This window comes from Actinophytocola sp. (genome assembly GCF_036378875.1).
GTDB lineage: Bacteria > Actinomycetota > Actinomycetes > Mycobacteriales > Pseudonocardiaceae > Actinophytocola.
In genome coordinates, this window is record NZ_DASUVO010000073.1 from 1 (window position 1) to 21243 (window position 21243).

16 protein-coding genes and 4 tRNA genes are annotated in these 21243 nt (G+C 68.8%); 5 read left to right on the plus strand and 15 right to left on the minus strand.

What is annotated here, in order from left to right; all coding sequences use genetic code 11:
* The coding region (locus tag VF106_RS20245; protein WP_330841325.1) for a DUF4386 domain-containing protein at positions 1-555 on the plus strand (555 nt) is incomplete at its 5' end.
* A 153-nt stretch (positions 556-708) separates the two neighbouring features.
* The gene (locus VF106_RS20250; RefSeq protein ID WP_330841326.1) at positions 709-903 is read left to right on the plus strand and encodes a hypothetical protein; all 195 of its coding nucleotides are present in this window, start codon (positions 709-711) and stop codon (positions 901-903) included.
* Positions 904-918: 15 nt separating this feature from the next.
* On the opposite strand, the gene aroQ is transcribed toward VF106_RS20250, so the two are convergent.
* The gene (aroQ, locus tag VF106_RS20255) at positions 919-1464 is read right to left on the minus strand and encodes a gamma subclass chorismate mutase AroQ (RefSeq protein WP_330841327.1); all 546 of its coding nucleotides are present in this window, start codon (positions 1462-1464) and stop codon (positions 919-921) included.
* 398 nt (positions 1465-1862) lie between these two features.
* On the opposite strand from aroQ, the gene VF106_RS20260 reads away from it, so the two are divergent.
* Positions 1863-3710 carry an AfsR/SARP family transcriptional regulator gene (locus VF106_RS20260; RefSeq protein WP_330841328.1) on the plus strand — a complete coding sequence of 616 codons (1848 nt, stop codon included), beginning with the start codon at positions 1863-1865 and terminating at the stop codon, positions 3708-3710.
* Positions 3711-3722: 12 nt separating this feature from the next.
* On the opposite strand, the gene VF106_RS20265 is transcribed toward VF106_RS20260, so the two are convergent.
* The 8 genes from VF106_RS20265 to VF106_RS20300 all read right to left on the minus strand — a co-directional run bounded on the left by VF106_RS20265 (position 3723) and on the right by VF106_RS20300 (position 13082).
* The gene (locus VF106_RS20265; protein WP_330841329.1) at positions 3723-5417 is read right to left on the minus strand and encodes an ATP-binding cassette domain-containing protein; all 1695 of its coding nucleotides are present in this window, start codon (positions 5415-5417) and stop codon (positions 3723-3725) included.
* Positions 5414-7057 carry an ABC transporter ATP-binding protein gene (locus VF106_RS20270; protein WP_330841330.1) on the minus strand — a complete coding sequence of 548 codons (1644 nt, stop codon included), beginning with the start codon at positions 7055-7057 and terminating at the stop codon, positions 5414-5416. The genes VF106_RS20265 and VF106_RS20270 overlap by 4 nt, the downstream gene beginning before the upstream one ends.
* A 153-nt stretch (positions 7058-7210) precedes the next feature.
* The gene (locus VF106_RS20275) at positions 7211-7351 is read right to left on the minus strand and encodes a hypothetical protein (protein ID WP_330841331.1); all 141 of its coding nucleotides are present in this window, start codon (positions 7349-7351) and stop codon (positions 7211-7213) included.
* A 25-nt stretch (positions 7352-7376) separates the two neighbouring features.
* Positions 7377-7523, minus strand: a complete 147-nt coding sequence (locus VF106_RS20280) for a hypothetical protein (RefSeq protein WP_330841332.1) — start codon at positions 7521-7523, stop codon at positions 7377-7379.
* A gap of 47 nt (positions 7524-7570) precedes the next feature.
* Entirely contained in the window at positions 7571-7726 is a 156-nt protein-coding gene (locus tag VF106_RS20285; protein WP_330841333.1) for a hypothetical protein, read from the minus strand.
* A 54-nt stretch (positions 7727-7780) separates the two neighbouring features.
* Complete coding sequence (locus VF106_RS20290) at positions 7781-9580, minus strand: alpha/beta hydrolase family protein (RefSeq protein ID WP_330841334.1); 1800 nt, start codon at positions 9578-9580, stop codon at positions 7781-7783.
* Positions 9580-12312: a class IV lanthionine synthetase LanL gene (lanL, locus tag VF106_RS20295; protein WP_330841335.1), complete on the minus strand. Its 2733-nt coding sequence runs from the start codon at positions 12310-12312 to the stop codon at positions 9580-9582. The genes VF106_RS20290 and lanL overlap by 1 nt, the downstream gene beginning before the upstream one ends.
* Before the next feature lie 77 nt (positions 12313-12389).
* Positions 12390-13082 carry a hypothetical protein gene (locus VF106_RS20300; protein ID WP_330841336.1) on the minus strand — a complete coding sequence of 231 codons (693 nt, stop codon included), beginning with the start codon at positions 13080-13082 and terminating at the stop codon, positions 12390-12392.
* 148 nt (positions 13083-13230) lie between these two features.
* Here VF106_RS20300 and VF106_RS20305 point away from each other — a divergent pair, with 148 nt between their 5' ends.
* Positions 13231-13527, plus strand: coding sequence for an RNA polymerase sigma factor (locus tag VF106_RS20305; RefSeq protein WP_330841337.1), 297 nt, complete (start codon positions 13231-13233; stop codon positions 13525-13527).
* 44 nt (positions 13528-13571) lie between these two features.
* Here the strand turns inward: VF106_RS20305 and VF106_RS20310 are convergent, their stop codons facing one another.
* The 6 genes from VF106_RS20310 to VF106_RS20335 form a co-directional block, all read right to left on the minus strand.
* Positions 13572-17159: an RNA polymerase sigma factor gene (locus tag VF106_RS20310; protein ID WP_330841338.1), complete on the minus strand. Its 3588-nt coding sequence runs from the start codon at positions 17157-17159 to the stop codon at positions 13572-13574.
* Between the two features lie 203 nt (positions 17160-17362).
* Positions 17363-18331, minus strand: coding sequence for a hypothetical protein (locus VF106_RS20315; protein ID WP_330841339.1), 969 nt, complete (start codon positions 18329-18331; stop codon positions 17363-17365).
* Positions 18332-19326: 995 nt separating this feature from the next.
* Positions 19327-19400: transfer RNA gene (locus VF106_RS20320), tRNA-Lys, on the minus strand.
* Between the two features lie 27 nt (positions 19401-19427).
* Positions 19428-19501: transfer RNA gene (locus VF106_RS20325), tRNA-Lys, on the minus strand.
* Positions 19502-19533: 32 nt separating this feature from the next.
* Positions 19534-19606: transfer RNA gene (locus tag VF106_RS20330), tRNA-Gly, on the minus strand.
* A gap of 49 nt (positions 19607-19655) precedes the next feature.
* Positions 19656-19725 (minus strand) — tRNA-Trp (locus VF106_RS20335).
* A 535-nt stretch (positions 19726-20260) separates the two neighbouring features.
* Between VF106_RS20335 and VF106_RS20340 the strand changes: the two genes are divergently transcribed.
* Positions 20261-21229, plus strand: coding sequence for a helix-turn-helix domain-containing protein (locus VF106_RS20340; RefSeq protein ID WP_330841340.1), 969 nt, complete (start codon positions 20261-20263; stop codon positions 21227-21229).
* Positions 21230-21243 lie beyond the last annotated feature (14 nt).

Below are 21243 nucleotides of genomic sequence, written 5' to 3' on the forward strand. Positions count from 1 at the left end.
GACCCCAACGCGATGCTGGCCACCCTGGTCGCGCACGAGTCGCTCGCCCGCGCTGACGTTGCCTTTGAACTGGGCATGGTCGTCACCCAGACCCTCGCCGCGGTTTGGTTCTATCGCCTGTTCCGCGCCGTAGACTCCGTCGCCGCGAGCGGGATCGCCGCCTTCGGCCTGGTCAGCGCCGTCGTGGGCCTCGTGAGCGCGGCGCTGCGGGCCACGGCGGTCGAGGTATCGGTCGACCCGGTCGGCGACGCGGCGGCCAACGTCCAGATTCTGTACCTGGTCAGCGACAACCTGTGGGGCGTCGGAGCACTGTTCTTCGGCCTGTGGCTCATCCCCATGGGCTGGTGCGTGCTGCGCTCGGGCTGGATGCCCCGCGTCCTGGGATGGATCCTCATAGTTGGCGGCGTCGGGTACGTGCTCAGCCCGTTCGTCCTGTACCTCGCCCGCGACGCGCAGGTCCTCTTTGACGCAATGGCGTATCCCGCGTCCGTAGGCGAGTTCTGGATGGTCGGCTACCTGCTCATCCGCGGCGTGCGTCGGCAGGCACTGAACTAACCTCACAGTGGTTTCTGGTGGCATGCCACCTGGGGCCCGCCACCGGCGGACCTGACCCAGCGGTTGTCGGTGGCCCGGGAACGGCTCGCCGGGGTGCCGAAGTTGACCCCCCTCAGGGGCAACCACTACGTCGCCTCGACGGATGAGTCCCCGGTGTTCAGCATCCAGCAAACAGATCTGTACGTCCCAGCGTTGCGCCTTGCCGATCTCCCGAACGGCCGCGGCCAGAAAGTGCTGTCTCGGAACGACTTCCCGTGTGGTGACGTGCCGTTCTGGAGCGATCTGCACGAGTGGAGCCAACTTGGCATCGTGCCCGACCTGGCTGACGGAGCAGGCACATCCGCATAGGCGTTTGCTGGCGAATCATGCGCACAACGGCCGGATCGCGCCCCACAGAGCGCGCTCGTGCAGCCGGTCGAGGCTGTACCGGTGGTCGGTCTTCATCTCCGAGAGGACCAGTGAGATCTTGCACCGCGGTGTCGGGCCACGCAGATCCGTGGTAGCCGTCAGTTGGTCGATGAACTCGACGGTGATGCGGTCCAGTTCCGGGCGCACCTCGGTGGCCAGATCAGGACGTTCGGTCGGTGCCAGTTCCGGATGTCGGGTCCACCGGTCGAACAAACCCCGCTGCACCATTTTGCTCATCTCGATCTGTGCTCGGAAGAACTGGACGGTGTCGGGTATGTCGATGCCCGCTTCGGCAGCGAGTGCCGCCGCCTGGTCCAGCACCTGCTGCTCCCGTACCGGGTCCTCGATCGGCGTGGCCGTGCCGAACTTGGCCGCGGCGACCTTGTCGGCGAGCAGGATCCGCTCGGCGGCGAGACCCACCAGCGGCGTCAGCCCGTCGCTGGACAGGGCAGGGGTCGCCGCGGCGGGCATCGCGCCTGCCGTCAACAGGCCGCACAACATCAAGGTAGCGAGTCCGGCTCGTAGCAAGGAGGAGCCAGCAATTCTTGTGGACACTCGAATCTGCCTTCTCTCGGTGCGTAGTGACCGTAGCGCGGATGCCGCGACACGGCCATCGCACTTGTGTCCTCCCGAGGGGGCGCGGACGCGCCTGACCCGGAGCGGCCAGGCGCGCCCTTCTCTTGGGCCGCTTACCGGGTGATCGATAGCCAGGGGCGCCGAAGTGGAGCAGTACGTGTTGCGAGTGGAGCCTGCCCGCTCCGGATCGTCTTCGCCGCGAGTGTCGCCGCCGCCCGTTCCTCCCGCTTTCGGCGACAGCTGAAACCCCTTGTGTGCGTGATCATGCCGCTGACAGGGTCGTGCCCGGGAGAACGCGTCGGGTATGGGGGAGAGGATGTTCGGTGGCGGTAGGCAGTTCCGGTGTTGTGGAGAACGACGATCTGAGCTTCGGTGTCCTCGGGCCGCTGGAGGTGTTCGACGGTGGGCAGCGGATCAACGTCAGCGCTGGCAAGCTTCGTGTGTTCCTGGCAACACTGCTGGTCCAGGCCAACCGGCCAGTGTCGCTGGACGAGTTGGCGATCCGGCTGTGGGGTGAGCGCGCACCGCGCGGAGCGCGTGGCACGCTTCAGGTCCATGCTCTGCGGCTGCGGCGCCTGCTCGGTGACAACCACCGCAGGAAGGTTCTGCGCACCTGGGCGGACGGGTACAGCATCGAGGTCAAGCCCGAGCAGCTCGACCTGCTGCGTTTTCGGCGGTTCCGCGCTGATGCCAGGAGCGCGCTCGGCACCGGAAACCTGAACGCGGAGGCGACACTTCTCGGGCGGGCACTGGGAGAGTGGCGGGGGCGTTCGCTGAGCGACGTCCCGTCTGACTCCCTGCAACGGGAGATCGTCCCCCAGCTCGAGGAGGACAAGCTGCTCGTGCTGGAGCGTCGGCTGGAGATCGACCTCGAAGCCGGCCGCTGGCGGGAGATCATCAGCGAGCTGGTGCAGCTGACCAAGGATCACCCGTGGCACGAACCGTTCTGGGAGCAGCTCATCGTCGCACTGCACCGTTCGGAACGAGTGGCCGACGCGCTCGACACCTACCGCACGGTGCTGCGGCGCTTCCGGGAAGAGCTGGGCGTCGAACCCGGCGAGCGGTTGCGACGGCTCCAGCAGGACATCCTGGCCGGCAACGGGGCGGGCGGGCGAGGCCCGGTGTCCGCCGGCCCTTCGGTGAAGATCGAACCAACGCCGCCGGCCACGATCAGCCAGCTGCCACCCGTGGTCCACGGTTACGTCGAGCGCCAGGAGGTTGTCGACCTGGTGGCCATGACGAGCGCCATGAACGGCGCGATCTTGACGATCAGCGGCATGCCAGGAGTCGGCAAGACCGCGTTGGCGTTGCAGGCGGCGCACCGCCTGTGCCCTCGATACCCGGACGGCCAGCTGTACCTGAACCTGCAAGGGTTCTCCACCACGCCGCCGCTGTCCCCGACGGAAGCGCTCGAGCGGTTCCTCCGATCCATCGGTGTGCCGGCCGACCAGATCCCACCCGACATGGAGGGGCGCGCCGCGCGATACCGCGCGGAGTTGGCTGAACGCCGTGTCCTCGTGGTGTTGGACAACGCGGCGAGCCCAGGTCAGGTCCGTCCGCTGTTGCCAGGACACCCCGGTGCGGCGGTGCTGGTGACCAGCCGCATGGACCTGCGGGGCCTGACAGCCACGCACGGTGCGCACCGGGTCCTGCTTGACGTGCTCGCCCCGGACCAGTCGGCGGAACTGCTCGTCAACCTGGTCGGCGCGCGGCGGGCGGCGGCGGAACCCGGCGCGGTCGCCGAACTCGCGGAGCTGTGCGCACATCTGCCTCTGGCGCTACGCATCGCCGGTGCGAACCTGGCCGCGGATCCGCACGCTCAGGTGGCGCGACTCGTACGTGACCTGCGGGAGTCGAACCGGCTGGCCCAACTCGCCCTCCACGGGGATGAGCTGACCACGGTCCGTGCGGAGCTCGACCTGTCCTACCAACGACTGTCGCGTTCGGACCGGCAGCTGTTCCGGGAGTTGGGCAGCGGCCCCACTCCGGAACTCACCGTTCTGGACGTGGCGTCGCAGAGCGGCGCCACGCCGGACGACGTGCGGCGGGCGCTGGATCGGCTCACCGCGGCGAGTCTGCTCCAACAACCGGCGGCAGGGCGGTACCGGCTTCACGAACTGGTGTGGGAGTACGCCCGCGACCAGGCACACGTGGTGCCGATCTGCTCGTAGACGGTCGGCTCGCTACGTCGTCATCATGTCCGCGAACAGCGGTGATCTCCTGACGAGGTCGCTCGCCGCGCCTACTTGCGCGCCCTGGCCGTCAAGCACCAGGACCTGCTGTGCGCGTGCGGCCGAACTCATCCGGTGGGCGATGACGACCAGCGTGCCGCCGCGTGCGGCGAAGATGGTCTCCACCCGCGCTTCGGTGACGGGATCGAGATGGCACGTTCCCTCGTCGAGGATCACGATGTGCGCCGGTGAGAGATGGACACGTGCCAGGGTGATCAACTGACGCTCCCCTTGGGACAGTGCCTCCACGTTGCCAAGGTCGGTGTCGTAACCACCTGTGCGACGGACAAGGGGACGCAGTCCGAACTCGTCGACCACCGCGTCCAACCGTTCGTCGGTGACCGAGGTGGCGAGATAGCAGAGGTTCTCCCTGAGCGTGCCGGCGAAGACGTACGACTCCTGCGGTACGACGGCGATGGTTCTACGCAGCCACGGCCGGGACAGCTCGGTGAGGGGGACGCCGCCCAATGTGATCTGCCCGGCCTCCGGCTCGGTGAGCCCTGTGATCAGGTTGGCGAGTGTGGATTTGCCTATCCCGCTGGGACCCACGATCGCGAGGTGCGCGCCGTGGTGGAGGTCCAGGTCGAGCTCCTCGACGATGGGCGCGGAGTAGGGGCCGTACCGGAACGTGACTCCGCGCAGCCGCAGATCGAACCTGGCCGCGACGCGGTCGGTAATGGGTGCGGTCGTGGCGGGTACGACGGTCGCCTCGGCAAGCCGCTTCAGCACCACGGCCAACTGCAGGCCCGCGTTGCCGACGGCCTGCACCACCGACCGCAACGCGGGCTCCAGGCCCGTCACGAGGTAGGTCGCCGCGCCGAGCAGCTGGCCCGGGGTGACGGACCCGGAGGACACCAGGCGTGGCGCGAGGAGAAGCATGACCAGCAACGGCAGCCTGGCCCCGAGTGCGATGACGGCGATGCGCCCGGCCCCGGCGGTGGCGGTGGCGCGTGCGGCCGCCGCCTGGTCCGCCACGGCCTGGCCGGCACGGCGTGCTGAGATGGCCGCCGCGCCGCACGCGCGGATGTCGCGGAGCCCGGCGAGCATTCTCCCGCCCTCGTCGGCAAGTCGCTCCTCCGCGATGAGGGAGGCGCGATAGCGGCGCCGCAGCACCGGCGACAGGACGGCCAGCAGCATGCAGGACAGCACGAGGCCGCCCACGGTCAGCCAGGCGAGCTCGGGGAGTAGCGCGAGCAGACCGAGCACGACGGCGATCACGGAGAACACGACGGCGCGCATCGTCATGAGGAGTGCGGCGACCAGCTGACGCACCGCCTCGGCCTGCCGGGAGATCCGCGTGACGGCCGCGGTGTCGGTTCGGTCGTCGCCGTCGGCGGCACGGTGCAGGCTGGCTCGGACTATCCGCCTGACCACGTGGTCGCGAACCGACTCGGCGATTGTGGCCAGGGGCGCGATCGCCTGCCGTGCGCCAACCGCGCCGACGATCATGGCCACCGCGAACAGTCCGAGCATGAGGAGCCCGGTGGCCGGGCGGCCCGCGAGAAATCCCTGGTCCACGGCCCTGGCGATGAGCTGTCCGGACAGCAGCACCGGGGCGGTCTCCAGCACCGACCAGCCGGCCAGCGCGGCCAGTTCGCGGCGCCGGGACGCCAGCGCGGGACGGATCAGGCTCCAACCGGTACTCATGAGCGTGCCTCCGTCAGCTGGCCGCCGAACAACTCGCGATAGCCGGGCTCGGCCAGCAGGGTCTGATGTGGACCCGTCGCGGCGACCCGGCCGTCGTGCAACCAGACGACCAGGTCGGCATTGCTCGCCGTGGATATCCGCGCGGTCACGACGATTCTGGTGGCCCGCTGCCGACCGAGTGCGCCGGTGATCCGCCGCTCGGTGATCGTGTCCACACTGGACAGTGCGTCGTCGAGAACGAGCAGCCGTGGCTCCCGGCTGAATGCTCTGGCCAAACCGAGTCGCTGATACTCCCCGCCGGACGCGTGCAGTGTGTCGACCGGGGTGTCGAGCCGCTGGGGCAACCGGGCGACGAACTCCGCGGCGTCGCTCGCGCGCAGTGCCTCGGTAACCGCGTCCTGACCGGTGGGGTGGTCGCCGAAGGTGATCGCGTCGCCGACCGTGTCGCCGAGGAGGACCGGGCGTTCGAAGGCGTGGGCCACCGCCCTCGGCAGCTCGTCCGGGTCGGCGACGGCGAGATCGACCCCGTCGATGGTCACCGTGCCGGCGTCGGGTTGGAGCAGGCCGCCGGCGATGGCGGCGAGACTGGACTTGCCGGTGCCAGAGACACCGACCACCGCCACCGACGCTCCGGCGGGCACGTCGAGGTCGATGTCGTCCAGGACGACATGGCCGTCGATGACGAGCTGGATGCCGCGCATGCGCACCGCACCGCGTCCCGAAGCAGGGAACCGCGCCGTACCCGACGACGCGGGAACGATGTCGAGCGCCTCGGCCACCCGCTGGGCTGACCCGCGCACCCTGCCGAACTGGCCGAGCACGCCGAGCTGGCGCAGGACACCCATCGCGTAACCGAGGTAGCTGCCCACGGCGATGAGGGCGCCGGGACTGACACGTCCGGCCCATACCCCGTAGCCGGCCGTGGCCAGCACCCCGACCTGAAGTGCTGGCGCGATCAGCGACAGACGCCAGCCGATGTCGCGTTGGGCAAGCCAGAACGCCCTGCCACTGGCCCGCAGCGCCGGCAGCGGCGCCAACACCCGGTCCACCTCGCGGTTGACCGTACCGGCGGCGCGGACGGTGCGAATCCCTCTGATCGCGCCGAGGAGCCGGGTGGCCAGCTCGCCCTGTATCCGCTGGTAGTCCTGGGTCAGCACGGTAACCCGGCGCAGGAACCCGTTGGCGAGCAACAGGACCAGCGGCGCGCCGGCGAGGAACACCAGTCCGGTCCACAGGTCGATGACCAGCAACGCGACGATGCCGGCGATCGACGTCAACCCCGACACCGCGGCGCCGGCCGCGACCGGCACCGCACGGCCGGTCTCCGTCGTGCCCTCCAACAACCTGCTCAGCAGGTCACCGTCGGGGAAGCGGCGCTGTCCGCGTAGGTCAAGGCGCAGCACGTGGTCGACGATCCGGCGCCGCAGCCCGGCCGTCGCCGCGGTCACGACCCGGACCTCGACGAGCTCCGCCACCAGTTCCGCCGTGGTCGCCGCGACGAGCACGACACACAACCACACCAGAGCCGTCGCCGTCGGCACGCGACCCAGTGCGGCGTCCACCGCCGAGGCCAGTGTGGCGGGGAGTGCGATGGCACAGGCCGCGTCGAGGACACGAACGGCCGCATAGGCCGCGCTCATGCCTGGCCGGGAACGCAACGCCTGTCTCAGTGGCTGGGCCGGTGACGGCGGCATCGGTGTTTGCCTCTCGTGTCCGTAGTCTTCAACGAGGTGGCCGCCCCGGGTAACAGCCGGGGCGGCCACCGTCGCATTACCTGTTCACGATCGCCGGGATCACGGCGTGACGATGTCCGGCACCGCGGCGTCGAACGTGTTCCACGGGCAGGTCACCAGGCTCCCCAGCGCGCAGCATCCCTCAACGGTGTCCGCGGCGCTGGCAGGCAGTTCCTGCAGCACCTCGACTCGGATCGTCATGACGGTTCTCCTTGTTGGACCGGCGTCAGCCGGTGTTGGTGCAGCTGTGGCAGGTCGAGACAGTCAGGCTCCAGATCTGGCAGCCCTCGACGACGGAGTGCCAGCAGCAGTCGTCGCTCAGGCTCACCTCGGTGGGCTCTAGCTCCTGCAGGACGTCCACGGACAATGACATGGGTTTCACCTCCTTGGCGGAGTCGTGTGGTGCATCGCGATCGAGTGTCAGAGGGTGAAGGTGCAGCCGAAGCACGTGAAGAGCGTCGTTACGATCGGCGGCGGCGCGAGCGGGCCGCAGCAGCTGCCGAGGATCGGGCAGTCCGCCAGGCCGATCTCCTCGGTGGAGTTCAGCTCCTGCAACATGTTGACGTCCAGAGACATGGTGATTTCACCTCCTTCCGAGCGTGGTTCGCGGTATCGGAACGCGGCTCTGCGTCACTCGCTGTGGCTGAGGAACCGAGCCGCTGTCTGGTGAAGTTCCGCCGACCCGTCCAGTGCGCCATGGCCTGCCTCGGGAACTTCGTGGTACTGGAAGTCGACGTCCGGGCGGCGGCCGAGTGCGGACAGCTCCGCGACCAGTCGCCGGGACTGGGTGACCGGAATCGTCTCGTCGCGCGCGCCGTGCACGATCATGACCTCCGCGCGAAGCCTCGGCAGCAACGCGAGCACGTCGCGTGGGCCCAGTTCGTCGTCGATCGGGGTGCGTCCGCCGAGCCGGTCGATCATGGCCCGGACCTCGGGCGTCGCCTCGGTGTAGAGCCGCTCCGGGGAAAGCATGGGAGCGACCGCGAGCACTCTCGACCAGAGCTCCGGCTCGGCGCACGCGGCGACGAGCGCGAGGAAGGCTCCGTAGCTCGCGCCGTACAGTGCCAGCCGGCCGCCGCCCCGCTCGCTCCGCAGGTACCGGGCGGTGGCCAGTACATCGGCCAGGTCGGGACCGGCCCACCGGTCGACGATGAGCCGGTGGAACGCCTCGTCGTAACCGGTGCTTCCCCGAGGGTTCAGCGCCACCACCGTGATGCCTTCCGCGGCGAAGAGCTGGAACAGCGGTGAGAACTTCACCGACCAGCTGGCCGCGGGTCCCCCGTGCAGGGCGAGAACGACCTGCCGTGCCGTCCGCCAGTCCTGGTGGCCGCAGACGATTCCCTCGATCTCCCCGTCCGCGCCGGGAAACCGCTCGAGCCAGCTCAGCGCCCACGCCGAGAAGCCACCGGCCGGAGTGTCGTCCGGCACCTCTGACCGTTCCGTGCCCCGATAGTGGACGGCACGGCACGGAAATCCCGCACCGATCGAGAACGCCCACATCTCCGGCGGCTCGTCGGCCGAGTCGACCCAGGCGACCGCGCCGAGCCCTCGTCCCGTGGCGCGGTCGAGGACGGACACGGAGTCGGTCTCCGTGTCCAGCACGGCAAGTTCCTCACGTAGGCCCTCCCGGACGTGCAGGGTCACCCACCGGCCGCCGGCGTGCATGGCCAGCGGTACGACCGTGCCGCTCAGCTCGTCGAGCGAGCTCAGTCGTTCCGCAGGCCCTTCCTGGCGGAACAGCCGGAGCCGGTGGGCGCCCTGGTACTCGCTCGCCAACAGCACGGCACCGGTTCGTGCGGTGAACCACGCCGTGTCGCCGTCCGCCGAGGGGGTGATCGGCAGCGGCGTGCATTCGCCGGTGGTGAGGTCGTACCGCGCAGGCCGGCAGTGCCGGCCCTGTCTCACGTTCACCACGTAGCCAGAACCATTGCCGTCCGCCCAGCCCCCGCCGCGCAGGAGCAGCGGTGGCAGGGTGCCCAGCTCGTGTAGTGGCTGGTCCGGCCCTGGCCACAGCCAGCTCGCGCAGGCCCCGTCGGCCGGTCCGTCGCGGCCGATGAAAAGCACTCGACGTGACCCGTCGGGGGCAGGGGCGACGATGTCCGGTCGGAACGGCAGCGGGCCGACGGACCGTGCCGTGCCGTCCGGCTGGACATGGGTCAGATCCTCTGGAGCGAGCACCAGCACCGAGCCGTCGTCGAAAGGCAGGGCATCGGTTGGCGCGGGTTCGCTGCTGTTCGCCTGCCACTGGAGCCCTGGTATCGCCCGAGACCCCGGCATGGCGCCGGATAACGTCCAGTACTCGACGTACATGAACCCCCGGCCGTCGGTGACCAGGCACGCGGCGCTTCTGCCGCTCGCCGAGTACCGGAACGTGAACCGCGAGCGCAGGCTGACCAACGTCTCCCACAGCTCGGCTGTCGCGGCGGTCATCACCGTGGACCGGTGGGGAGCGCGAGATCGTCGACCATCCACCACCGCTCGCCGCCGTGGCGCAGCCGGTGCAGGAAGCCGACCGCACCGGTGAACCCGGTGTTGTAGCCGTAGCTGAGGCCCGCGCCGGTCTCGTTCATCACCACAAGCCGGTCCTCACGCAACGCGGTCAGCCGGTAGAGCGCGAGAGCGTGCTCCTCGGCCCAGTCCCGGTACTGCTCGTCGCCGGTGGCGGCAGCCATGTCGAGCAGGAACTCACCGTTGCCCGCGAGGCCGTGGCAGTGGCTCGCGGCCAGCAGCCACCGTTCGGCCCTGGTGGCCACCGCGGCCCGATGGGCGGCATCGCGGTACCGCTCGTCACCGGTGGCGCGCCACAGTCGGATCAGGAAGGTGCCGATGCCCGGCGCTCCGCTGCACCACCAGCACGAACCGTTCAATCGCTCCGAACCGTCGGCGTCTTCCTGCGCGATCGGCCACCACGCCCCGTCGCCGGACAGCTGGGCAAGCGACAGCAGCAGTTCCCCGCCGTCGACGGCCTGCCGCACCAGGTCGGGACGGTCCAGCTCGGTCCCGGCCGCGAGCAGGAACGCGCAGATGCCAGCGGTTCCGTGCGCGAAGCCGTAGTGCACCAACCCGTTCGCGTTGGGATCCGGGCTGTTGCGCACCGGCCACACCATCTCGTCCGGCACTCGCAGGGACAGGACGGTGTCCGCACTGATGAGCACTCGCTCACGCAGGTCGGGGTCGTTCGTGCGTCGCCACAGGTGCAGCTGGGCCATCCCGCTGCCGGCGACACCGTGGGTGAGGTCCGGGTTGTTCCACACCACGGGGAGGTGTTTCGCCCGCTCGACGGCGCGGTCGGCCATGTCCTGGTCACCCAGCTCCACGGCGGCCTCGTAGAGCGCCCAGTGGGTGCCGGCCCTGCCGAAGTACAGACCGGGCAGTGTCCGGCCCTCGGTGCGCAGTCGCCGGTCGAGCCATGTCGCCGCCGTGCCAAGGGTGGCGCGGAGCTCGTCGTCGCCGGTCGCGCGCACCGCCCGCCGCAGCGCGTCGATCGTGCCGGCGATACCGGCCTGCACGCTGAGCGGGTCGAACATCCTGCCTTCGAGCGGCGTCGCAGGCCAGAGGTTCTCGGGATTCTCGGGTGTCATCGCCGCGACGATCTGCCGGCGACCGTCGTCGAGGAGTCGTTGTTGGAGCTCGGCCGTCAACCGGGTCGGCAGGGCGGGGTCCGATGTGGACCTGGCGTTCGGTTCGAACGCCTCGAGGCGCTCACGGACCCGGTGCAGCGGCGTCCTGCTGTCGGGGTCGGCGCACATCAGCCCGCGCAGCACCGGGGCGAGCGCGCGCAGCGTCGGGTTCGCGCCGGCCACGGCGTCGATGAGGAACCCGATCCGGTCGTCGTGCGGGCGTACCGTGCCGTCCGGGTCGTCGGCGGGGATCAGCGCGTGGGTCCCGCCGCACAGGTAGAAGAGCGACGCGCCGACGCTGTAGAGATCGGCGGTCGGCGGTGGCGCGGGGTAACGGGGCGGGCCGGTCACCTCCTCCGGCGCGACGTAGGACATCGTCATCACGCGGGTCACCTGCTGCCCGGGCACGGCGAGGAACTCCGTGTCGATCAGTGCCAGCGTCTCGTCCGGCGTCACCATCACGTTGTTGGGCGTGAAGTCGCGGAACACCAGTCCCTTGTCGTGCACCGTCGCGGCGAGGTCGACCAGCTGCCGGGCGATCGGCAGGACGCGGTCAAGCGGGATCACCCGATCCGGTCGCTGCCTGACCTCGGTGTCCACCCAGTTGGTGAGGGTGATGCCCGGCACCTCTTCCTCGGCGAGGAACAGGTGCCCCTGGTACTCGAACAGGGAGACGGGTTGCGTCGCCACGCGCAGCGGCGCCAGGAGGCGCAGCGTCTCGTACTCGTTGCGCAGGAAGTCGCGGGCGTCCGTGCCGTCCGGCTCGGCGGCGACGAAGGGCCTGGCTTCCTTGATGATGACCTTCGCGCCGGTGTGCTCGTCCATCGCGCGGTAGACGCCACCCCGGTTGGAGTGTCGGATCGCCTCGTACACCACGAAGCGGTCGTCGAGCATCACCTTCGACGTGCCGCGTTCGGCGTTCTTCCGTTCGTCGTCCGCCGCGGGGAGGGGCAGCGGCGCCCAGCTGGGTGGGGAGTACCAGGCGTTGCGGTTGTCCGGCGTCCACTCGCCGTCGGGGGCAACCAGCATCGGCACGAACGCCCCGTCCGACTCCAGCACCTGCTGCGTTCCGGAGAACCCGCCGTACCGGTAGTGCACCAGGCTTTCCGGTCGATATCTCCGGTCGGAGAGAATCGCCGGCCCCTCCATCCCGTCGGTCGCCTCGTGCAACAAGTCCAACAGGGACCGGAACTGCTCGTCATCGCTCGGATATATCGTGATGAATTTCCCGCCGGCGCCGCGCGAACATCGCACCGACAGCAGTGACCGCAACTCGGTCAACCCTTTGGCGAACTTGTATGCCACCCTGTGCTCGAACAGCACTCTCGACGCCGCTTCGAGCACGCGGGACGCGGACCGGGGAGTGGCCGACAGATGAATCTTCCACCCCTGTGGTCTCGTCAACTGGCCCGGCGGCGTAACATAGCACCAGATGTCGGACACAGTGTGCCGCCAACCGTGCAAACGAACAACGTCGTCACGAACGCGCAGAAAGTCGTCGACGAATGACACCTCGGTCAGCTTTTCTCGGTCGCCCACCATCGCTCCACTCGCTATCCAGCCGACATCGGTTGATACTTCAACCAGGTCGAGACGAGACAATCATGTCCGACGCGGCTTCAAAGTCGGCGAAACCTTGGTTTAAAAGCGCTTAAAGCCGATCTGGACGATGGGACGGCCGCGCCGGGGGCGGGGCCAGGGATGGCTGGTGATGGCTCCGCTAGGTCGTGGTGTGGGGTGTGCAGCCAGGCGAGGGTGTCGGTTTCCTTGACCTGTATGTGGGTTGGGGTGTACTCGGCGGGGTCTATGCCGCGGTAGTGGTGGCGGACGACCGCCTGGTAGATCAGGTCGGACACGACGACGACCACGTCTGGCTGGGTCGGGTGGCGTAGTTCCCGGTACAGCGGTTCGCCGTTGACCAGGCGGCATGTGGTGATCAGGTCGGTGCCGACCCAGCCGTGTGGGTCGCGGTGCACCTCGCCGGCGTGTACCGCCACGCGTAGCCGGATGCGTTGGGACGCCGTGGTGTTGTGTGCGTGGATGTGGTCGGCGATGGTCGGGATCACCGGGTCCAGCAGGTCTATCTTGGACACTCGCGCGGGGATCAGCAGGATCATCCCGTCTCCGCAGTGTTCGACGAACGCGCGGTTGACGCCCGCCGCGGCGAGTCCGGCGTGGACGGCTGTCGTCAGCACGTCCCTGGCACGCAACAAGGTCTGGTTGTGCCAGCGGCCAGAGCCGGCGATGTCGACGACGATGATCGAACGGTGTTCCAGCCTGCGCTCGGTGCGCCGGCTTCTCAGGATGGTCATGGTGGTGTCCTCTCGGTCAGGGCACCTGTTTCGTGGCGGCAGCGGCGTTGTTATCCCCGAAAAAAGTCGGCCAATTTCAGGGGAGAACCGGGCGGTACGGGCCACGTCACCGGTGAACTCACCCGACTCTGCCCTTTGGAGGCCGACGATGACCGATCGTCCGCTGCGCCTGGTGTGCGTGAACCAGGAAGACGACGACGAGCTGGTGGCACGGTTGCGCGCCGGGGACTGGAGTGCCCTGGACGGCCTCTACTACCGCTACGCACACCCCGTCTTCCAGCGTTGCTGGCGCGTGCTGCGCGAGCGCGACATCTCGTGGCAGGTCACCCAGGACACGTTCGCGGCGTTTCTCGCGCACCTGCCCTGTCGTTGCGGCCGTCCTCTTCGGGACTGGCTGTTCGACACCTGCGCCCGGTTGTCCGCCCAGGCCGCCGAGCACCGGTGACCGATCAGGGAGGTGGACGCCCGCGTCCACCTCCCTGATCAGCTCTACCGAATCGTGAGTGTCGTGCCACCACGTCCGGACAGGACACCGTCGAGGCTCGGGTCGTAGTCGATGAGACCGTTGTCCTTCACCACGAAGTCGTACTTGCGGCCGTCCAGTGCGACCACCCGGTGCTTGCCTGGCAGCAACCCCACGGTCTGCTCCTGGCGTGGGTCCTTCCAACCCGTCACCCCGGACACCTGGATTGCGGTGTGTGTGGTGGCCCTGGCGTCGACGGTGATCGCGACGCCGCGCACGGTCAGCGTCGTCGTGCCCCGGCCGCGCGCCCAGCGGTCATAGCCCTGGTCGATCTCGAGCCGGCCTTCGTTCGTGACCTGGAACCGCACCGCGTTCAGCTGCGGGGTCTGCACGTAGTGGGGCCCCGGCAGCAGCCGAAGCGTGTACGTCGGCCCGTCGAACCGTGTCCCGACGCCGGAGACCACGAGGTAGGTGTAGTCGACGGACGACCTGTCGAACGTCACCGGCAGTCCGTGGATGGTCAGTGTCGTCGTGCCGCGCCCGGTGGCGAGACGGTCATGGCTCGGATCGAACTCGACCCGGCCCGCGTCGGTGACCTGGAACCGGATGACGGCACCGGTCGGCGCTTGTACGTAATGTGCGCCGGGCAGCAACCGCAGCGTCCGCACCGGGCCGGCCTTGCGCCAGCCGGTGCCACTGATCGCGGTGTCCGTGTAGTCGGTGTCGGTCGTGTCGAAGGTCATCGGCAGTCCGTGAATCGCCAGTGTGGAGGTTCCCCGGCCTTCGGCGAGGTAGTTGACGGCGGGTTCGAACTCGACTCGGCCGGCGTTGGTGATCTGGAAGCGGACGACCGCGCCGGTCGGCGCTTGTACGTAATGTGCGCCGGGCAGCAATCGCAGCGTTCGCACTGGGCCGCCGCCGCGCCAGCCGGTGCCGCTTATCGCCATGTCCGTGTAGTCGGTGTCGGAAATGTCGAAAGTCACCGGCAGCCCGTGAATCACCAGTGTGGAGGTTCCCCGGCCTTCGGCGAGGTGGTCGAGGGCGGGTTCGAACTCCACCTGACCTGCGTCGGTGACCTGGAAGCGCACGACCGCACCGGTCGGCGCTTGCACGAAATGCGCGCCGGGCAGCAGCCGAAGCGTTCGCACTGGGCCGCCGCCGCGCCAGCCGGTGCCGCTTATCGCCATGTCCGTGTAGTCGGTGTCGGTCGTGTCGAAAGTCACCGGCAGCCCGTGAATCACCAGTGTGGAGGTTCCCCGGCCTTCGGCGAGGTGGTCGAGGGCGGGTTCGAACTCGACTCGGCCGGCGTTGGTGATCTGGAAGCGCACGACGGCACCGGTCGGCGCTTGTACGTAATGTGCGCCGGGTAGCAGCCGCAGTGTGCGCACTGGGCCGCCGCCGCGCCAGCCGGTGCCGCTTATCGCCATGTCCGTGTAGTCGGTGTCGGAAATGTCGAAAGTCACCGGCAGACCATGAATCACCAGAGTCGACGTCCCTCGACCATCGGCGAGGTAGTCCAAAGCGGGATCGAACTCCACCCGACCCGCATCAGTGACCTGGAACCGGATGACGGCGCCGGTCGGCGCCTGCACGAAATGCGCGCCCGGCAGCAACCGCAACGTCCGCACCGGGCCGGCGTTGCGCCAGCCCGTGCCGCTGATCGCCGTGTCCGTGTAGTCGGTGTCGGACGTATCGAAGGTCACCGGCAGGCCGTGCACCGCGAGCGTCGAGGTGTTCCGGCCGGTGAGCAGGGGGTCGAGGGCGGAGTCGAACTCGACCAGGCCGTCATCGGTGATCTTGAACCGGACGACGGCGCCGGACATGGCCTGCACGAAATGCGCGCCGGGAAGCAGCCGCAGTGTCCGTACTGGGCCGGCGTTGCGCCAGCCGGTGCCGCTGATCGCGGTGTCCGCGTAGTCGGTGCCCGACGTGTCGACCTTCACCGGCAGGCCGCGCACCACGAGCGTCGACGAGCCTCGACCCGACACGACATGGTCGAAGCGGTGGTCGTAGTCGATGGTCCACGACTCGGTGACCGTGAAGACGATCTTGTAACCCGGATGGGTCAGCAGCACGTGCCTGCCGGGTGACAGCCGGGTCGACTGGACGCTCCGCGCGTCCCGCCACGTGGCCTCACCGGAGATCCCGAACGAGGTGTAGGCGGTCTCGGTGGCGTCGATCTCCATGTCGCGAGCCTGGGGCGGCGGCGGGTTCGGCGTGGTGGGCTTCGTTGGCTCGGTGGTCCTTTCCGTGGTGGTGGTGGTCGTCTGGGGGATCACCGGCGGTGTGGTCGTGGTGGTCGCCACGGCCGGGGGCGCGGTGGGGTTCGGGTTCTCGCGCGCGGGCACGGACGACGTGGTGACGGTCGTCGAGGCGGGCGACATCGTCGGCGCCGCGTCGGATGGCCGCGTTGGTGGCGTAGTGGTCGTGGCGCTGACGGCCGGCGGTCGTCCCTCGGCCTCCGCCCGGCTCGAACCGCCGGGGTTGTCGCTCAGCAGTCCGAGCATGATCGTGGCCGCGAGCACGACACCGCCGACGGCGACCGCGACGACGCGGCGTGCGGCGTCCGGATCCTGCTGCACGAACTGCACGACGTTGTCCACCCCGGGGACCGACGCCACCCGCGCGGTGACCGCCAGGCGGACGCGTTCGGCCAGCCCTGGCGGCGCGGCGGCGGCGAGTGGCACCGGCAAAGCGCCGATCGCGGCGGCCGGACTGGACGACGACACGGGCACGTCGCCGGAGCGGCTGAGAAGCGCGATCACCGCGCGCCGACGCTCGTCGTCGTCCTGCGTGAGGCCGATCAGCCCCGGTCCGAGCGCCCACTTGCTGTACTCGCGGGCGTCGCGCGCCCGCGGCCCGCACACCGGGCACTCGCCGGCGTGCTTGAGCACCAGCGCGGACTGGGCCGGGTCGAGCACGACGCCCCGGCCCAGTCCACCCTGACCAGCGCCGTGCATCGTGTCCAGGCTCGCGGACAGGTCCGGGCAGTGCCGCCGGCACGTGCGCGCGACGACCAACGCGGCGATGGCGTTCAGCATCGCCTTCCTGGCCCGGTTGAGCTGCCGGTTGAGGCCGGTGACCGGCATGTCCAACGCCGCGGCGAGATCGTCGCCGACGACGAGGCGCTGTTTCTCCCGGCTCAGCCGGACGTGCGCACGCATGATCGGCTGGAGCCCGGCGCCGATACCGTTGATGGCCCCGTCGAGCGTGGCCCACAGTTCGCGCTTGCCGATCAGCATTTCCAGCTCTGTCGGCACTTCCGGCAGGTCGGCGGTGTCCTCCACTTCGACCCGCGGCTCGGGCGCCGGCCGGGGCAACTCCACCGGCAGCTCACCGCCGTCGCGGCGCCTGGCCTCGTAGCGTTCCTTGAGCACGTTGCGTGCGATGCCGAAAAGCCAGGCGTCCAGCACGTTCGGCTGTTGCCCTCGGTCGATTCCCTCCAGCGCGCGGGCGAGGACCTCGCTGACACAGTCGTCGATGTCACCGGTATTGGGCAGTCGGGAATGGAAGTACGGACGCAGACGGTTCTGGCACAGGCGGAACAGCTCACGCCTGGCCGCGTCCTCGCCGCGTCGCAACCGGGCGAGCAGGTCCTCGTTGGGGGTCGTCATCGAGTCTCCCGATGGAGTTGACAGTGATGCCGAGAACTCAGTGACGGGGTTGAGGAGATTCTCCCCGCTATCCGGCAAGATTTTCTTTTGCGTCTTCTTCGCGGGTATTGTTCCGGCCGATCCGGCCGGTCGGAAGTGCCCACGGCGGGTTGTCCCTGATTTGACTAGCGGCGGCCCGGGAACACCGGGCCGCCGCCGTCCGATCAGGCCACTCGGAGCTCGACGTTGTCCAACTGCAACCAGTCCCCACCTGGTGTGCCATTACCCCACAACCCGCCGAAGACCGTCACCGTGGTGCTGCCAGCCGAGTGGAACCTGACCTCGATCCGCTGGTAACCCGTCCCGGTGGCGCCGAACCGCGATTCCCGCGGCGGCCACTGGCCCGGCAGCCGGGCACCGAAGAATCCGGCGTTGACATTGCCTGATGTCCGCACCCAGCCGGTCAGCACGTAATTCGTGTTCGGCCGTACCGGAACCGACTGCAGGATCGCGTTCCAATTCCGTGCGGTCGACCAGGTGAACGCATTGTTGGCGCCGGTCTGGCCCGTGCCGAGGTTGCTGTCGACACCCTTCCAGTCCGCTCCCTCGGTCCACCATGGGAATCCGATCGAGCGGCTGGGCTGGCCCTCGAACCCGCCGTCGAACACCGGGTTGACGCGCGCCGCGAAGGACCTGGCGTCACCGGTGAACCGCCACAGCGGCCGGCCCGACTGGAAGGTGAGTGGGCGGGTCTCCTGCCCGAACAGCCCCCAGGACCGGTAGTTGGCCTCGAGCACGTCGAGGTTCCAGTTGTCCCCGAAAAGTCCGCCGCCGAATGTCGTGGTCAGCGTGAACCCGGTGATCTCCTCGGGTTGGATCTCGAACCGGGTCAGGCAGATCCACACGGTCCGGACACTGCCGCCCGGCCAGCCGACGCTCCGGTTGACGTTGGGCACCGTCACCGGCGCGTGCCAGCGCGGCACCACCGTCACGTTCAGGTTGTCGTTGCCGCCTCGCAGGTCGTCGCCACCGGTTGTGAAGGTCAGTTCCAGGACCGTGTCCCGGGTCGTAATGTCCGGGCCACACAGATGTGTCTGGTGAGGCGTCGCCGCACCCGCCCCGGGCGCGACGAGCGTCGCCAGCCCGGCGAGCATCGCCATCAGGCCGGCGAGGACACCAACTCGTGTTCGCATGAGCACCTCTCACCTCGCGGTTCGTCCGGCCACTCCGGCCGGACACCCACTCAGTGGCGTCCGCGAACGAGTTCTCCCCTGACGAGAGAGAGAAAACTGGCGGTCTGAGAGCTGCCAGCCACCCCGACGACCCCTGTGAAGACACCCGCCGGTCAACTCGCCACAGTGCGGTGGCCGGCACGCGAGATGGCCTGGCCAGCCACGATCCCAGCGGCACGCAGGCCGGGCGGTTCGCGATAGCGTTCGGAATCCTCACTCATCGATCGGCAAAGGTGATCCGCGTGACCGACGCATCGGGGCCCCGTCTCGGGCGAAGAAGACAGGGAGACAAGGTGAACGTCACCGCCGATGATCTCGATGCGGCAATCTCCACTGTTGCGAGCACGCTGCGTCCGGCGACCGATCGGGACTGGTCGTCCGTAGCTGGCACCGGCGACTGGGACTGCTGGCACACCGCCGAACACATCGGCGACTGCCCGCTGTCCTACGCGGCCCAGCTCATCGCACAACCCACCGAACGATACGTGCGCTTCCTCGCCACCGCGGACAAAGACGCCACGCCAGCAGAGGTGCTGGAGTTCGCCGTGACCGGCGGAGGAATCCTGTCCGCAACGGTCCGCGCCGCGGCGCCGTCCGTCCGCGCCTATCACCCCACCGGCATGGCCGACCCAGCCGGCTTCGCGGGCATGGGATGCGTGGAGACCCTCGTACACGGCGAAGACATCGCACGAGGCTTCGGTCTCCACCTCGACCCACCGCGCGACCTCTGCGCCCGGGTACTCGCCCGGATGTTCCCGCACGCCGCCGCCGACCTCACCGGCACCGACTCGTGGACCGCGATGTTGTGGGCCACCAACCGAACCCCAACTCACCGGCTTTCCACAGCAGACCGCCTGGCGCTGGCGAGGCAACCCGCTCGACACCTGACCCCGCCAGGTTGCGGACTCCACACGGGACGCTCCCTGCCAGGACTTCAACCTGGTGCGTGGATCTCGTGGGCCGCCGGGGAGTCGAACCCCGAACCCGCCGGGTAAAAGCCGGCTGCTCTGCGCAGTTGAGCTAACGGCCCGCGCGGCACGGTCGTGTGCCGACGGAGTAGGTCGCCGGGGACTCGAACCCCGTACCCGTCGCTTAAGAGGCGACTGCTCTGACCCGTTGAGCTAGCGACCCGCGGAGGAGGCAGGACGAGGTTCCGTCTTGCGAGCGGCTGGCGGGCATCGAACCCGCTGCTTCGGTTTGGAAGACCGACGTGTCCGCCGAGTTCACCACAGCCGCATGAACGCCCCGAACCTGTACTCCGTTGTGTAGATATCAATAGAACAAGCAGCGGTGGAGGGAGTCGAACCCCCGGACGAACGGTTTTGGGGACCATTCCGCTTCCGAAGCTCACCGCCACACAAACCACAACACGAAATAGAGAAAGCCGCCCGATCGGTTCTACGATGGGGCGGCTCCCTTGGCCTGACACGACATCTGTCAGGGTGGGGAGCCTGTGCGGCCCAGGATGCCTGGTTCTTGCCAGGAGAAGGGTTTCCGGTCGTTGTTCGGCGAGCACACAGCGGCGGCGGCCGGATACTGGTGCCGCAACCCTCGCTTTCGTGTGTTCGTCATGACCACTCCTCCTGGTTGATGTGCACATTAATCATGACCTGTGCGCGGACGGGCGTCAATCTTATATTCGGCGAGAGGCCGGCGACTCGTTCTTGCCCGTGGTGTCAGTAATTCGACTGCGGACCGCGATCTGGCCGCTGTGCGACCACGGCGGCGATGGTCAGTGGTCGGACCACTCCAGGTCCGCCCTGGATCGGTCAACAGTGATCGAAAAGGTTGAGATCAGTGATCTTCAAGGGGAAGATCATAAACTGGGATGGTCGATCGGCAGGGCGAGGTCACCTGGAAGGGGGGAACGTGGAGTTTCTGGGTGCCAGTGTGGACGCTGGCATTCTGTACCAGGCGATGATCAAGTATCCGCACGTCGGCCTCGCTGACCTGAGCCTGTGGTTGACGTGGCCGGCAGACAAGCTGCACCGCGCGCTCGCCGAGCTCGAGCAGCTCAACCTGATCAAACCGGGCTGGCAGACGCAGCGCGAGGTGGTGCTGACGACCCCGGACACGGCGCTGCACGACCTGCTGGAGCGGCAGGAGGCCGCGCTCGCCCGTCGCCACCAGGACATGGTGCGCAGCCGTGCGCTGGTGTCGAGCATGCTGGCCGAGTACAACCAGGCGCGGGCCGAACAGATCGGGTTCCCGACCGAGCGGGTGCACGGCCTGGAAGCGGTGCAGAGCTTCGCTGACCGGCTGGCGGACGGCTGCACCACGGAGATGATGTCGTTCTCGCCGGGTGGCCCGCCGCGGGATCCGCAGGAGGCGGCGGACCGTGTGGAGGATCGTCAGCTGCTTGACCGGCGCGTGCGCATCCGCAGGCTGTACCTGACCAGCATCACCAACGACGCCGCTGCTCTCGGCTACCTTCGCTGGCTGGTCGAGCAGGGCGGTGAGGTGCGAACGGTACCCAGCCTGCCGGTCCGTATGTCGATCTACGACCGAACCGTGGCGATCGTGGCCATCGACCCGATGCGCTCCGCGGAGGGGATCATCGTGCTGCGCGGCACCGGCGTCCTCGCGGCGTTGTGTGCGTTCTTCGACCACGCCTGGGGGCGGGCCACCGAGCTCGGCGCGCCGAGCAACCGGGATGAGGCCGGGCTGGCGGATCAGGACCGCGAGGTGCTGCGACTGCTCGCCGACGGCCACACCGACGCGGTGGTCGCCCGCAAGCTGGGCGTGTCCGTGCGGACCACCCGCCGGGTGATCGCGGAGTTGGCCGAACGCCTCGGTGCGCGCAGCCGGTTCCAGATCGGCGTCCGCGCGGTCGAGTCCGGTTGGCTGTCCGACTGCTGAGTCACGGCCCGAGC

What these genes read in the sequence shown, in the direction of transcription:
- aroQ (WP_330841327.1), bottom strand. Translation starts at nt 1,464, where the DNA reads ATGTTGTGCGGCCTGTTGACGGCAGGCGCGATGCCCGCCGCGGCGACC.
- VF106_RS20265 (WP_330841329.1), bottom strand. Translation starts at nt 5,417, where the DNA reads ATGAGTACCGGTTGGAGCCTGATCCGTCCCGCGCTGGCGTCCCGGCGC.
- VF106_RS20270 (WP_330841330.1), bottom strand. Translation starts at nt 7,057, where the DNA reads ATGAGCGCGGCCTATGCGGCCGTTCGTGTCCTCGACGCGGCCTGTGCC.
- VF106_RS20275 (WP_330841331.1), bottom strand. Translation starts at nt 7,351, where the DNA reads ATGACGATCCGAGTCGAGGTGCTGCAGGAACTGCCTGCCAGCGCCGCG.
- VF106_RS20280 (WP_330841332.1), bottom strand. Translation starts at nt 7,523, where the DNA reads ATGTCATTGTCCGTGGACGTCCTGCAGGAGCTAGAGCCCACCGAGGTG.
- VF106_RS20285 (WP_330841333.1), bottom strand. Translation starts at nt 7,726, where the DNA reads ATGTCTCTGGACGTCAACATGTTGCAGGAGCTGAACTCCACCGAGGAG.
- VF106_RS20290 (WP_330841334.1), bottom strand. Translation starts at nt 9,580, where the DNA reads ATGACCGCCGCGACAGCCGAGCTGTGGGAGACGTTGGTCAGCCTGCGC.
- lanL (WP_330841335.1), bottom strand. Translation starts at nt 12,312, where the DNA reads ATGGTGGGCGACCGAGAAAAGCTGACCGAGGTGTCATTCGTCGACGAC.
- VF106_RS20300 (WP_330841336.1), bottom strand. Translation starts at nt 13,082, where the DNA reads ATGACCATCCTGAGAAGCCGGCGCACCGAGCGCAGGCTGGAACACCGT.
- VF106_RS20305 (WP_330841337.1), top strand. Translation starts at nt 13,231, where the DNA reads ATGACCGATCGTCCGCTGCGCCTGGTGTGCGTGAACCAGGAAGACGAC.
- VF106_RS20310 (WP_330841338.1), bottom strand. Translation starts at nt 17,159, where the DNA reads ATGACGACCCCCAACGAGGACCTGCTCGCCCGGTTGCGACGCGGCGAG.
- VF106_RS20315 (WP_330841339.1), bottom strand. Translation starts at nt 18,331, where the DNA reads ATGCGAACACGAGTTGGTGTCCTCGCCGGCCTGATGGCGATGCTCGCC.